Raw genomic sequence first — 12,922 nt, forward strand, 5'->3', positions numbered from 1 at the left:
CTTAAACCAACCTTTCAAGTTCAAAATCATCACTCGTAATCGTGTTGATACGATATAAGTTCTGACTGATGTATTCTAAAATTGTAATAAATACTTGTACAACCTTTGTTTTCGGTTCGTTAAAAGTAAGCAATTCAGTCATTTTTAGTATTTTACGACCACTAAAACTTTTATCGATAAAAGCGACAGCATCTTCTTTTGAATACTCATCACGACTGACCACAACATATGCGTCTTCAGAAAGGCTCACGCGAGACTTTACTTTGTTATAAGCGTCTAATAAGTCATTCAAGTTAAATGTTAGGTCTTCCCTTTCGTCCATATCATCTGAAAAATCATGCGGTGCTTTGATGAAAAATTGACTCTGTTCTTCTTTCATCTTGTTCAATTCCTCTGCATATTGCTTATAGTTTTGGTATTCTATAAGTTGAGTCATCAAGGGACCACGTGGATCCTCATATTCCTCGTCAACATACTGAGGTTCAGGTAGTAGCATATGACTTTTTATTTTAACAAGCTCACTTGCCATAACTAAATAATCACTGGCAACATTGAGCTCTAGTACTTTCATCTGATTGATATATTCCATATACTGTTCAGTAAGAAGTTTCATAGGAATATCGTATATATCAATTTCTAATTCTTTAATAAGGTGTAAAAGTAAGTCCAAAGGACCTTCAAAAACATCCAATTCCACTTTATATGATGACATTATATAACCTCGATTTCAGGAGTGATACCAATTAATAAAAACACTATCATTGAATTCTTTAACGAATTAATTATAAAGCAAGATTACTTTGAATGCCATGAAATCATGGAAGATGTATGGAAAGATAAAGAAAATTTCACAAAAACGGATGCTGAAGTATTCATTGTCTTGATTGTTACAGGTGAATATCACTACAGAAGAGATAATGTAATCGGCGCCACAACGTCTTATAAACGCGCATTAAAACTATATGAAGATAATCAATATGATTTAAGTGTATTCGGATTTGAAGATGGATTTATCAATAAAATAGAGAGACGCTATCAAGAGATCCCCAAAAAATCTTTTGTGCCCTTGCAATTTCCTGTTCAAGACTGGGTCTGGGAGGCATTATACAATGCGCATGAGAACGAGTTCGATTCCTTTAGTCAATTTATGACAACAATGCTGGCAAATTTCGAGACCAATGTGCAGATCACACACAGACACAGCATGCGAGATCGATCAGACGTGATCCAAAAACGCTTAGAAGCACTGAACAATAAGGTGAATTGAGTTGATTTGATTTGAGTTTGGATGGTGATGAGAATTCACCGTCCCTGTTCTACTTGTTAATCATCAATAATTATCTTTAGGAGGACAGTATTTTTAGTTTTTAGAACTATTATACATATAGTTCTAACACCAGAATTGAAAAATAGTGCTATTAATATATCAAGTCATAAGTTAAAATTTAATTGAGTCATTTCATATCTCTCCCATCAATGTTTGTCTGGTAACTACATTGTACTATAGAGATCTGATTTGACTCTTTTTCTTTATTACACAATATTATGGACTTAATCCAAAAAAGAGGAATCTCATATACAAGATCCCTCCCTGCCTAAAAACCAAAATCAAAAACCAATACTATCTATACAATTACAAACCAGTAAACAAATCCCCAGATTAGACACATCAATAGTATGCCAAAGAAAATAATGTATTTTGCCTTGTTCATTATTTCAGTTCCCCAAGGAAGCTTTTACCGTGTGTTTTATAGTCAACATCGAAATTATCTGCAATCGTTGCAGCGATGTTAGAAAATGTTTGACACTGATTAATTTCACCGTAATTCAAGTCTTTACCTGAAGTGATTAATAGTGGTACATATTCCCTAGTATGATCTGTACCAGTATAAGTTGGATCATTACCGTGGTCTGCAGTGATGATGAGTAACTCATCTTCACCTAATTTAGAAGTAATTTCAGGTAAACGATCATCGAATTCTTTTAAGGCATTACTGTAACCTACTGGATCTCGTCTATGACCATACTCAGCATCAAAATCCACTAAGTTTAAGAATGATAAACCATCAAAATCTCTATCCATAACAGAAAGTAGCTTATCGACACCGTCATCGTTGCTTTTAGTACGCACAAAGTCAGTGATACCGCTACCTGTGAAGATATCGTTGATCTTACCGATCGCAATGACATCCTTGCCTTCATCTTTTAGGGCATTTAAGACTGTTTGTCCAAAAGGTTTAAGGGCATAGTCATGGCGATTTTCTGTGCGCTTGAACTCACCTTTTTTCTTGCCAACAAATGGACGTGCGATGACTCTGCCGACTAAGAATTCAGGATCTTTTGTCATCTCACGTACCTTTTCACAGATATCATAGAGTTCTTCAAGTGGAATCACTTCTTCGTTTGCTGCAATTTGAAGCACTGGGTCATTTGAAGTATAGATAATCAGGTCACCTGTTTCAATTTGATGTTCCCCAAACTCTTCAATAATATCCGTACCTGAAGCAGGCTTATTACCCACAATGCCACGACCTGTTGCTTCTTTAATCTTGTCTAGTAATTTGTCAGAGAAACCATCTGGATATACTTTAAAGGCTGTATTAATATTTAAACCAGCGATTTCCCAGTGGCCAGTCATTGTATCTTTACCTTTTGAAATTTCCTGCATTTTTGTGTAAAAACCTGTTGTTTGATCAACTTGATCTACGCCTGGTAAGTCATCGATATTACCTAAACCAAGTTGTGCGAGGTTTGGCAAAGTATTTGGATGAGATTCTAAAGTGTGACGTAAGGTATGTGTACCCTCATCTCCAAAGTCTTTAGCATCTGGTGCTTCTCCAATTCCAACTGAATCTAGCACGATTAAATGAATTCTCTTAAACATAAAATTTACCTACTTTCTTGGATGAAACTGCTTATACATCTCTCTAATTTTACCTGCAGAAATTTGAGTATAGATTTGTGTTGTTGAAATGTCAGAGTGTCCGAGCATTTCTTGAACCGCTCTTAAATCCGCCCCATTTTCAATTAAATGTGTTGCAAAGGAATGTCTAAAAGTATGCGGTGTTATATTCTTATCAATACCGCTGTCTCTGACATACTTTTTAATTGTTTTCCACAAGCCTTGTCTCGTGAAACCTTTCCCACGATTCGTTAAAAAAAGTGTATCGATATTTTCGTCTTTTAGCAACTTAAGTCTGTAATTTTTTATGTAATTCGTTAATTTTTTTGCAACATATTCTGTAGTGGGTACAATTCTTTCTTTTTCACCCTTACCATAAACATGTATAAAGCCCATCTCTAAATTTAAATCAGATATATTCAAATTAATCAGTTCACTGACTCTGAGTCCACTAGCGTACAACAGCTCCATCATCGCATTATCTCTAATACCTTGAGTCGTTTGGTCTGGTGACTGCAATAAACGTTCCATCTCTTCAATCGTTAAGACGACTGGCAAAGCTTTTTCTTCTTTTGGTGTTTGTAAGCGGAGTGCCGGATTATTTTCAGTGATGCGTTCAATTTGTAAAAACTGATGAAAATTCTTTAAGGTCGATTGCATGCGTCTGATTGTTTTGGCACTCTTATTTTCTGAAGTCAAAAACTGCAAAAAAGTTACGAGAGTCTCTGCAGTAATTGATTCTACCCTCGTAACATTTTGATCTTCTAAAAATTGACTATACTTTTTTAAATCTTGATTATAGGAAGATATAGAAGCATCACTAAGTCCTTTTTCTATTTTCAAATACCTTAAATATTCGTCAATATGCGTTTTAAACATGACTATTGCCATCTCTCTCTTGACAGTTTCTGCAAATACCATGGAAAGTTAAACGGTGATCGATAACATGGAAGTTAAATTCATGAGCGATAATCTTCTCCACCTCTGGTAGTAAATCTTCTTCTACTTCTTCCACTGAACCACATTGTGTACAGATTAAGTGATGATGAAAATGTTTCGCACCTTCTTTACGAAGATCATATCGTGCGACACCATCTCCAAAATTCACCTTATCTAGTACATTTAATTCATTTAATAATTCTAAGGTACGATAAACTGTCGCTAGTCCAATTTCAGGGTACTTATCTTTTACTTTCATAAATACATCTTCAGCACTTAAATGTGAGCTTTCGTTTTCTAATAAGACTCTCACAGTCACTTCACGCTGTGGAGTCAATTTATAGCGAGCCTCATGCAATGCTTCTTTAATTCTCTCTATTCGTTTTTCCACAACAGCACCTACTTAATTTCAATTTCTTATTTATAACAATTATACATGATTGAGAAAGATTTTCAATACTATTTAGAATTATTATAAATAACCTTTTTCGGCGAGCACATGGTGAACTGCAACTAAAGTTTTTCCATCTCTAAATTCACCGTTATGCATACGTGTTTTTAGTTCTTGAAACGGTATTTTTACTAGGTCTAGAAATTCATCATCTTCAAGTTCCATATTATCAAATGAAACATTTTTTGTACTATATAAATGAATCAATTCATTAGAAAATCCAGGAGAGACATAAAATTCATATAATTTATCTAATGATTCTGCCGTTGCACCTGTCTCCTCTTTGAGCTCTTTTCTTGCTGTGTCGTCAGGGTGTTCGCCAGTTTCAACCTTACCAGCTGGGATCTCTAACAGTACTTCATCTGTCGATATTCTAAATTGGCGGACAAAGTACATTGATGTATCATCCTTTACGATTAGTGCAACAGCACCTTTATGATAGACGACTTCTCTAAAAGCCTCACTGCCGTCAGGAAGTTCTGCGGTTAGTTTTTTTACATCGATGATTTTACCTTGGTAGATATCTTCCGCTGATTTTGTTTTTTCAATTAAATGTTCATCCGTCATTATAATCCCTACCTTGTAAAAGTTATTATAAATATATCACAATCCCTGTCAAAAAATAAAAATTTATATTTCTAAAACTGATGATATAATAATTGTTGTGAAATGTGAGGAGGTAAGAATTTGAAACAGTATAAATCCTGGTTTTTTATATTGATCTTATCAGTGTTAACTATACTAACTTCTGTTGCTTATTATGCATCAAGTCAGATTATGTTTTTCAAATTAAGAGAAATTGAAATCATAATTAGAAGAGAAACACGCGGTAAGAGAATGAATTTAGAAGTCTTAAAGAATATGCCAAAGAATGAAGTGAAAATACCGTCTAAATTTGGTTACGACATTCACTCGACCTTTTACCATCCACATGAGACGAATCATTGGATGGTCCTCCTACATGGTGTATCTGAAAACAGCATAAGTTCAAGTAAGTATGTACATATGTTTACAGATATGGGCTACAATTGTGTGGTTTATGATGCTAGAAGGCACGGGAAAACTGGTGGAATAGATTCAACTTATGGGTATTATGAAAAATTTGATTTAGAATCTGTTATAGAAAGATTGAAGAAAACATATGGGTCAGATATTCGCTTCGGTATTCATGGTGAATCTATGGGTGCTGCAACAATGTTACTCTATGCAGGAGAGCTTTCTAATGAAGCAGAATTTTACATTTCAGATGCGTCATTTGCTCGCTTTAGTGAGCAATTAACATCTGTCTATCAATCAATATCTAAGACTGCCACCGCACCTGTCTTGTTCTTTACCTATCTGATACTTAAACTTAGAAGCCACTATAGTATTTATGAACTCTCACCTATTAAAGTCATCGATCAGATTGAGCAGCCCATTTTGTTCATTCACTCTAAAAAAGACAAATTCATTCCGTATGAATCTACCTTAGCCCTATATAAAAAGAAGAAAGGACCAAAAAAAGCTTGGTATCCAGAACGCGGCGATCATGTAGAATCATTTAACCGCAATCAAAAAAAATACCGCAGCACTGTTCAATCCTTTATTGAACAGTACGCGGGATGGGAAGTTCGAAGTAATCATGAGCAATAAAGACGTTGTCAGGTAATTGTGATTTAACAACTTCGATATCCTGATCGGTATACCGGCTGCTAATATGAACAAACACTAGCTGTTGATAATTTAAATCTTTAAAATTTTGGAGCACTTGATTTAATTCCGAATGGAAATAATCATGCGCTTTTTCTATTTCATTATTTAAAAATGTGGCTTCATGGACAATAAGATTTGCTTGGTACAAATCAGCTAAATAAAGTGGATTATTTATAAGTCTCGTATCCCCATGAACAGCGATTTTTATGCCTTTAATATCTTCGCCAATGAAATCTTTGGACTGATAAGTAACATCGTCAAAGGTGAACGTTTCACTAGCTTTTATGTGTCCATATATGGGGCCAGGTTTAATGCCAAGGTCAAGCAACTTATCCTTGTTCAAGCCGCCTAACTTGTCGTGCTCATTAAAGAAATAAGCGTAGGACTCAATGCCATGATCTAAAGCGTGTACAGTGACAGTAAAGCCATTTATATCGTAGTTAGCCTTATCTTCAACTTCGATAATCGTTAACGGGTAGTTTAAAGTGCTCTCAGACAATCTAAATGTAACTTCTAACCATTCAGCCAACCCTTTTGGTCCATAGATTGTTAAAGGAATATCTGCCCCACCCTGAAATGCCCTAGACGATAGAAAACCTGGCAAGCCGAATATGTGATCGCCATGTAGATGGGTTATAAAAATATTTTTGATTTTAGCGGGCTTTATATGTGTATGAAGAATCTGGTGTTGTAAGGCTTCTCCAGCATCGATAAGGATATATTCATTATATTCGCTAACACAGTTTATAATAATGCTCTGTGTATTTCTATCTTTTGACGGTAAGCCTGCACCGGATCCAAGAACAGTTAATCTCATTTTGACACCTCAATTTTTCTTGTTTAATTATATCACAATATGACTTGTGGTATGATATTAGGTGGTATGATGAGCAATTTAAAAAAGGTGATAATATGGAAACTATTAGATTTGTAGAAAGATTTATCGTATACATAGAAGATCATTTAAGAGAGAATATAGATTTTTCAGATGTACTAGATAAGATGGGGGTAGAACCAAAGTCTTTTCTCACCATTTTCACTTCCCTAGTTGGTATGACACCTGCTGAATATCAGGAAAAACGTCGTCTGACTGAGATTTCATTTGAAGTATATGAGGGCCACCGCCGGCTTATTGATATTATTAAGTACTATGGTTATAGAGATTTAGAAAAATTTAAAGCGATGTACAAAAAAACATTTGGGATATCAGTGCATGAAACAGATCGTTATTTTAAAGAGATGAATCAACTTGAGCAAATTGCTTTTGAGGTTGTACCATCAAAAAAACCAAAGTATCCATCATATCGAAGTTTTGTAGAAAGTTTTAGGCTCACTGGCATTGCTCAATATTTCGACCTAAATACCTACCGTCCGGAATATAAGCATAAATTTTTGAGAGTCCTAGAAAGAGATGGCTTAATTGATGAACTTTTGAAATACAATGATGGCTTTATAAAAGGTATTTTTGTTCAAGAAAGAACGATTGATGATGAAATGGAAATATTTGTCGGGGTCACAAGTAATCAAAATACACCGTTTGATGAAACTTACACTGAATCTATGAACTATGAGATTTTTGACACCAAAGGCTATCCTTCAACAGTAATTGGGGACGTCTATAAATACATCTTTCGACGTTGGCACTTTAAAGAAGATGTCAATTTGACTTGTGACTTCTCATTAGAATTAATCAAACATACTTATGAAATTGAGGATCCAACAACCAAAATTCAAGTTTGGCAAGCAATCGATGATTAAAATTAAAGAACCGTATATTAAGTTACTTGGCATCATTAACGGCCTATAAACTTAATGTACGGTTCTATTTATAATTTATTTACTTTCATTTTTATGATGAACTTTAACAATCTCAACAATTAAATCTGTCATTTTATAAAGTTCTTCTAATGGCATGCGTTCACTTGTTGTATGGATATATTCGTATCCAACTCCTAAAATAGCTGTCGTCACACCATTTCCATGGAAGATATTACCGTCACTACCGCCACCAAGACTGATGACATTAGGCGTACGGCCAATGTTTTTAATCGCTTCTGAAGCAGTTGTTATAACTACATCGTCTTCTTTTGCATATAGAGATGGATACATCAATTCAACATCAACCTCTGCACTACCACCAAGTTCTTTTGCGGTTTCTTCAAAAGCAGTTTTAATCTTATCTGTCTCACTCTGTAACTTCTCATCAGACAATGAACGAACTTCTGCTAAAATTTCGCAATGGTCACTGACAATATTTGTTGCTTGACCACCCGTAATTGTACCAATGTTTGAAGTTGTTTCTTCATCAATTCGACCTAGGTTCATCTTTGCAATTGCCTTAGCAGCAATGTTGATTGCACTAATACCCTTTTCTGGTTCAATTCCAGCATGTGCTTTTTTACCAAAGATTTGTGTTCTAACTTTTGTCTGTGATGGTGCACGGTTAACCACTGTACCTACTTCACCTGTGCCATCAACCGCATAACCAAATTTACTTTTTATGTTCTGAATGTCTAAAGCCTTAGCACCAACTAAACCAGTTTCTTCACCCACTGTAATGATGACTTCTACATCACCATGTGGAATGCCTTTTTCTTTTAGAACGCGAACAGCTTCTATAATAGATGAGACTCCAGCCTTATCATCTGAACCTAGTATTGTTGTACCATCACTGTAAACATAACCATCTTCAATATGTGGTTTAACACCATTACCTGGTGTTACTGTGTCCATGTGAACCATGAAAGCAACTGGTGGAATGTTACTGTCCCCTTTTAATGTATAAATCAGGTTACCAGCACCATAACCGGTTGTCTTTTGTGAGTCATCTTCAAAACCTTCAAGTCCAAGTTCGTTAAGAAGATTGATTAAATAATCTGCCACTTGTCTTTCTTGGCCAGATTCTGAATCGATTTGGACAATTTCTAAAAATTGCTCTGTAAGACGTTCTTTATTCATAAAATAATGCCTCCAAGTGTTGATATGTTGATTTACCTTCATGTATAGTTATTATAACAATAAATACCGAGGATGGTTGAATAATGCAAAATAAAAACGTTCAAAAATTCATCATATGGTTCATGATTATACTGATTGTTGTTTCAGGACTAATGATGGGCATCTCATATTTAACTTCATTTTAAAAATGAGAAACACCGGTTTGTATCCTAGGACACAAACCGGTGTTTTTTAAACTTCTTTACCGTGTTCTTCAAACCAAGCTTGAATTCCAGTCATTACACTCATTATTTCGTGACCTTCTATTTCATGTCTTTCAATCATATCGACAATTTTTCCATCTTTGAAAAATGCGAATGATGGTGAGGAAGGTAAGTAATCTGGTGCTCTATCTCTCATTTGTTCTGTTGCTTCCTTATCTTGACCAGCAAAAACCGTTAACAATTGGTCTGGACGTTTGTCATAGTTTAAGGAATGGATTGCAGCAGGTCTTGCGATACCACCTGCACAACCACAAACAGAGTTCACCATAACTAAGGCAGTACCTTCTTTATTTAAAGCTTGATCTACATCTTCAGGTGTACGTAATTCTGTGTACCCAGATTCAGTTAATTCATTTCTAGCATTTTGAACGAGATCTTGCATGTATAGGTTAAAATCTAAATCCATACTAAAACTCCTTTTTTGACTCAAGACGAGTCTAGTAATTACTTTTATTCTAGACCGCTAAAAGAAGTTTGTAAAGTTAATAAACTGACGAATGATCTGGGTCAATATTTTCAATTCGTTGTTTAACTGTTTGTAAGAAGTTTCCAGCCATGAGACCATCTAAAACTCTGTGATCAATCGATAGACATAGGTTTACCATGTGTCTTGCTGCTAACATATCATCTATGAAGACTGGTTTCTTTAATATGGATTCAACTTGTAAAATCGCAACTTGCGGTTGATTGATAATACCCATAGACTGCACAGAGCCAAAGGCACCAGTATTATTTACAGTAAATGTACCACCAGCCATGTCTTCACCCGTTAACTTTTTCGTTCTCGCCTTAGTTGCAAGTTCGTTGATAGACTTAGCGATGCCTTTTAATGAACGATCATCTGCATTTTTTATGACCGGTACAAAGAGCTGGTCTTCGTCTGCAACCGCAATAGATAAGTTGATATCTTTATGAACTGTAATTGTGTCACCGTCCCAAGAACTGTTTAACAGCGGGAAATCTTTAAGTACTTCAGAAACAATCTTAACGAAATAAGAGAAGTAAGTTAAATTAACACCTTCTGTTTCTTTAAATTTTGCCTTGTGTTTGTTACGTAAATTTACTAGATTTGTCGCATCGACTTCCATCATGAGCCAAGCATGTGGAATTTCAGTTTTTGATTGTACCATGCGTTTAGCAATTTCTTTACGAACACCTTTAACCTTGATTTTCTCACCAGCTGTTACGCCTGTTTCTTGTGTAGATATATGAGGCGTCTCTTTTGGTGCTGAATCAGTTTTATTTACAGTTTGCTGTTGGTTGTCAGAAGCAATGAATTTTTCTACATCTTTCTTAGTTATTCGTCCCTCAAAGCCTGTGCCTTCTATACTATTGGCATCCAAACCATGTTCACTCAACATTCTCATCACTACAGGTGATAGTCGTTTAGAAGAATTGTTATCTGAACTAGCTTTAACTGATTCTTTATTTTCTGAAGGTACATCATTTATCTCTGAATCATCAGTTTCTTCATCAACTTCTTCTTTAACTGCTGCATTGTCAGGTTCAATTTTATAGATTGGTGTTCCCACCTCTACAGTCTCACCTTCATTAATGAGGATTTCTCTAATTACACCGTCGTAAACAGAAGGAACTTCTGCAGTTACCTTTGCCGTGTTAACTTCACATACTGCATCATATTCATTGACATGGTCCCCAACTTTGACCAACCAATTTTCAATTGTACCTTCTGTGACACTTTCCCCTAATTTAGGCATCGTAATTTCAATCATTATTTCACTCCCTAGTATTCACTTAGTGTGAGCATTTTATTGTATATTTTTTCTGGGTTCATCATAAAGAAGTCTTCCATAGGTGGTGCATATGGCATAGATGGTACATCAGGACCAGCTAATCGCGTAATTGGTGCGTCTAAATCATAGAGGCAATTTTCACCGATGATTGCAGAAACTTCACTCATTACGCTACCTTCTAAATTATCTTCTGTTACAAGTAGCACCTTACCTGTCTTAGAAGCTGCTTTAATAATTGATTCCTTATCAAGTGGATACAATGTTCGTAAGTCTAATATCTCTGCTTCATATCCATCTTTAGATAACTGTTCAGCAGCTTGTACAGCATAATTAACACATAAGCCATAAGTAATGACGGTAATATCATCCCCGCTCCGGACAGTATTCGCTTGTCCAATAGGTACGATATACTCCCCTTCTGGCACCTCACCTTTTAAGAGACGATAAGCTTTCTTGTGTTCAAAATATAAGACCGGATCGTTATCTTTAATGGCAGCCATTAATAAACCTTTTGCATCGGCAGGATTCGATGGCACAACGACTTTTAGACCTGGTGTAGAAACAAAAATTGATTCGATGGACTGTGAATGATACAGTGCGCCGTGAATTCCACCACCAAATGGTGCTCTGATGACAAGTGGCGCATTCCAGTCGTTGTCTGAACGGTATCTAATTTTAGCAGCCTCGTTTAATATTTGATTGACTGCAGGTAAAATATATTCTGCAAACTGAATTTCAGCGACTGGTTTTTTGCCCACCATCGCTGCCCCAATGGCAGTTCCTGCAATATTACTTTCGGCAAGTGGCGTATCTAAAACTCTCATTTCACCAAATTTTTCTTGTAGGCCTTCCGTTACTTTAAAAACGCCACCTTTTTTACCTACATCTTCTCCAAGTACAAAAACATCATCGTCTTGTTCCATGGCAGTAAATAATGCATCTTTTATAGCATCGAGATAAGACAATTTAGCCATTGTTTACCTCCTCATAAACGTGTTTAAGCGCATATTCTGGTTCTGCATAAGGTGCAGCTTCAGCTCTTTTTGTTGCTTGATTGACAGTTTCTTTAATTTTTTTTTCTAATTCTTCTAACCAAGACTCATCGACGATAGATTGACTTAGTAAATATGTTTTAAACGAGTCTATACAATCATTTTTCTTATCTTTCTTTAATTCTTCTGGATCTCTATATTTATCATCATCATCAGAAGAATGTGGGGTTAATCGAATGGATAAGGCTTCGATTAAGGAAGCACCATCGCCGTTAATAGCACGTTCACGGGCTTCTTTCATTACTTTATATACCGCAATTGGATCGTTACCATCTACTTGTTCACCATGCATACCATAACCAATTGCATGGTCAGACAACTTTTCTGCTCCATATTGAAGGCTTGTCGGTACACTAATGGCATACTTATTGTTCTCAATTAGACATATAAATGGTAAATCGTGGACACCTGCGAAGTTTAAGCCTTCATGAAAATCCCCTTGAGAAGTTGAACCTTCCCCTAAAGTGGTTAAGGCAACAGCTTTTTTACCATCCATTTTAAAGGCGTAACTCGCACCTACAGCATGAATCACTTGAGTCGTTACGGTAGAACCTTGAGTTAAAATATTACTTTCCTTTTTAGAAAAGTGTCCAGGCATCTGACGTCCACCACTTTGTACATCAGCACCTCTTGCGAAGGCAGATAACATCGTTTCTTCTGGTGTAATACCGAAGTGTGTCACTAAGGCTAGATCTCTATAGTAAGGGCTTAGAATGTCAACTTCCTTATCTAAAGCAAAGGCAGTACCAGCTTGTGTTGCCTCTTGACCTTGACAAGAAATAACAAAGGGTAGCTTACCTGCACGGTTTAACAACCACATACGTTCATCTAGTCGCCTTGATAAGACCATTAATTTATACATTTCTTTTAAATCCGATTCTGTTAAATCTGTTTCTTTATGTGATAACAAT

The 12,922-nt window shown here is 35.8% G+C and carries 15 protein-coding genes; 4 read left to right on the plus strand and 11 right to left on the minus strand.

All coding sequences use genetic code 11. The annotated features are described in order from the left end of the window. Position 1: 1 nt before the first annotated feature. Positions 2-712 carry a segregation and condensation protein A gene (locus JEM45_RS02055; RefSeq protein WP_198687658.1) on the minus strand — a complete coding sequence of 237 codons (711 nt, stop codon included), beginning with the start codon at positions 710-712 and terminating at the stop codon, positions 2-4. Between the two features lie 21 nt (positions 713-733). Between JEM45_RS02055 and JEM45_RS02060 the strand changes: the two genes are divergently transcribed. Continuing rightward, on the plus strand, positions 734-1,267 hold the full coding sequence (locus JEM45_RS02060; protein ID WP_198687659.1) for a DUF309 domain-containing protein: 534 nt from the start codon (positions 734-736) through the stop codon (positions 1,265-1,267). A 444-nt stretch (positions 1,268-1,711) separates the two neighbouring features. Here JEM45_RS02060 and deoB read toward each other — a convergent pair whose 3' ends face one another. From deoB to JEM45_RS02080, 4 genes are all read right to left on the minus strand, one after another. Then, positions 1,712-2,884 carry a phosphopentomutase gene (deoB, locus tag JEM45_RS02065; protein WP_198687660.1) on the minus strand — a complete coding sequence of 391 codons (1,173 nt, stop codon included), beginning with the start codon at positions 2,882-2,884 and terminating at the stop codon, positions 1,712-1,714. A gap of 9 nt (positions 2,885-2,893) precedes the next feature. Next, positions 2,894-3,781: a site-specific tyrosine recombinase XerD gene (gene xerD, locus JEM45_RS02070; RefSeq protein WP_198687661.1), complete on the minus strand. Its 888-nt coding sequence runs from the start codon at positions 3,779-3,781 to the stop codon at positions 2,894-2,896. Next, positions 3,774-4,232, minus strand: coding sequence for a ferric iron uptake transcriptional regulator (locus JEM45_RS02075; protein ID WP_026866352.1), 459 nt, complete (start codon positions 4,230-4,232; stop codon positions 3,774-3,776). The genes xerD and JEM45_RS02075 overlap by 8 nt, the downstream gene beginning before the upstream one ends. 81 nt (positions 4,233-4,313) lie before the next feature. Then, positions 4,314-4,859, minus strand: coding sequence for an NUDIX hydrolase (locus JEM45_RS02080; protein WP_026866353.1), 546 nt, complete (start codon positions 4,857-4,859; stop codon positions 4,314-4,316). Between the two features lie 120 nt (positions 4,860-4,979). Here JEM45_RS02080 and JEM45_RS02085 point away from each other — a divergent pair, with 120 nt between their 5' ends. Further along, complete coding sequence (locus JEM45_RS02085) at positions 4,980-5,924, plus strand: alpha/beta hydrolase (RefSeq protein WP_051220463.1); 945 nt, start codon at positions 4,980-4,982, stop codon at positions 5,922-5,924. Here JEM45_RS02085 and rnz read toward each other — a convergent pair. Further along, entirely contained in the window at positions 5,875-6,801 is a 927-nt protein-coding gene (gene rnz / locus JEM45_RS02090; protein WP_026866355.1) for a ribonuclease Z, read from the minus strand. The two genes, JEM45_RS02085 and rnz, sit on opposite strands and share 50 nt — an antisense overlap. Positions 6,802-6,896: 95 nt before the next feature. On the opposite strand from rnz, the gene JEM45_RS02095 reads away from it, so the two are divergent. Then, positions 6,897-7,742: a helix-turn-helix domain-containing protein gene (locus JEM45_RS02095; protein ID WP_026866356.1), complete on the plus strand. Its 846-nt coding sequence runs from the start codon at positions 6,897-6,899 to the stop codon at positions 7,740-7,742. A gap of 75 nt (positions 7,743-7,817) precedes the next feature. Here the strand turns inward: JEM45_RS02095 and JEM45_RS02100 are convergent, their stop codons facing one another. Beyond that, positions 7,818-8,942, minus strand: a complete 1,125-nt coding sequence (locus JEM45_RS02100; RefSeq protein WP_026866357.1) for a M20/M25/M40 family metallo-hydrolase — start codon at positions 8,940-8,942, stop codon at positions 7,818-7,820. Between the two features lie 83 nt (positions 8,943-9,025). On the opposite strand from JEM45_RS02100, the gene prli42 reads away from it, so the two are divergent. Then, positions 9,026-9,127 (plus strand): stressosome-associated protein Prli42, encoded by a 102-nt coding sequence (prli42, locus tag JEM45_RS02105; RefSeq protein ID WP_156889134.1) that lies wholly within the window; start codon positions 9,026-9,028, stop codon positions 9,125-9,127. Positions 9,128-9,173: 46 nt separating this feature from the next. Here prli42 and JEM45_RS02110 read toward each other — a convergent pair whose 3' ends face one another. The 4 genes from JEM45_RS02110 to JEM45_RS02125 all read right to left on the minus strand — a co-directional run bounded on the left by JEM45_RS02110 (position 9,174) and on the right by JEM45_RS02125 (position 12,921). Continuing rightward, complete coding sequence (locus JEM45_RS02110) at positions 9,174-9,611, minus strand: BrxA/BrxB family bacilliredoxin (protein ID WP_026866358.1); 438 nt, start codon at positions 9,609-9,611, stop codon at positions 9,174-9,176. A gap of 76 nt (positions 9,612-9,687) precedes the next feature. Beyond that, positions 9,688-10,935, minus strand: coding sequence for a dihydrolipoamide acetyltransferase family protein (locus tag JEM45_RS02115; RefSeq protein ID WP_305067039.1), 1,248 nt, complete (start codon positions 10,933-10,935; stop codon positions 9,688-9,690). 14 nt (positions 10,936-10,949) lie between these two features. Continuing rightward, positions 10,950-11,933 carry an alpha-ketoacid dehydrogenase subunit beta gene (locus tag JEM45_RS02120; protein ID WP_026866360.1) on the minus strand — a complete coding sequence of 328 codons (984 nt, stop codon included), beginning with the start codon at positions 11,931-11,933 and terminating at the stop codon, positions 10,950-10,952. Further along, the gene (locus JEM45_RS02125; protein ID WP_305066946.1) at positions 11,926-12,921 is read right to left on the minus strand and encodes a thiamine pyrophosphate-dependent dehydrogenase E1 component subunit alpha; all 996 of its coding nucleotides are present in this window, start codon (positions 12,919-12,921) and stop codon (positions 11,926-11,928) included. The genes JEM45_RS02120 and JEM45_RS02125 overlap by 8 nt, the downstream gene beginning before the upstream one ends. Between the last annotated feature and the right edge of the window lies 1 nt (position 12,922).

This window comes from Jeotgalicoccus sp. ATCC 8456 (genome assembly GCF_016313225.1).
GTDB lineage: Bacteria > Bacillota > Bacilli > Staphylococcales > Salinicoccaceae > Jeotgalicoccus > Jeotgalicoccus marinus.

Bases quoted from the DNA above. Each gene is read 5' to 3' on its own strand.
- JEM45_RS02055 (WP_198687658.1), bottom strand. From the start codon at position 712: ATGTCATCATATAAAGTGGAATTGGATGTTTTTGAAGGTCCTTTGGAC.
- deoB (WP_198687660.1), bottom strand. From the start codon at position 2,884: ATGTTTAAGAGAATTCATTTAATCGTGCTAGATTCAGTTGGAATTGGA.
- xerD (WP_198687661.1), bottom strand. From the start codon at position 3,781: ATGTTTAAAACGCATATTGACGAATATTTAAGGTATTTGAAAATAGAA.
- JEM45_RS02080 (WP_026866353.1), bottom strand. From the start codon at position 4,859: ATGACGGATGAACATTTAATTGAAAAAACAAAATCAGCGGAAGATATC.
- rnz (WP_026866355.1), bottom strand. From the start codon at position 6,801: ATGAGATTAACTGTTCTTGGATCCGGTGCAGGCTTACCGTCAAAAGAT.
- JEM45_RS02095 (WP_026866356.1), top strand. From the start codon at position 6,897: ATGGAAACTATTAGATTTGTAGAAAGATTTATCGTATACATAGAAGAT.
- JEM45_RS02100 (WP_026866357.1), bottom strand. From the start codon at position 8,942: ATGAATAAAGAACGTCTTACAGAGCAATTTTTAGAAATTGTCCAAATC.
- prli42 (WP_156889134.1), top strand. From the start codon at position 9,026: ATGCAAAATAAAAACGTTCAAAAATTCATCATATGGTTCATGATTATA.
- JEM45_RS02110 (WP_026866358.1), bottom strand. From the start codon at position 9,611: ATGGATTTAGATTTTAACCTATACATGCAAGATCTCGTTCAAAATGCT.
- JEM45_RS02120 (WP_026866360.1), bottom strand. From the start codon at position 11,933: ATGGCTAAATTGTCTTATCTCGATGCTATAAAAGATGCATTATTTACT.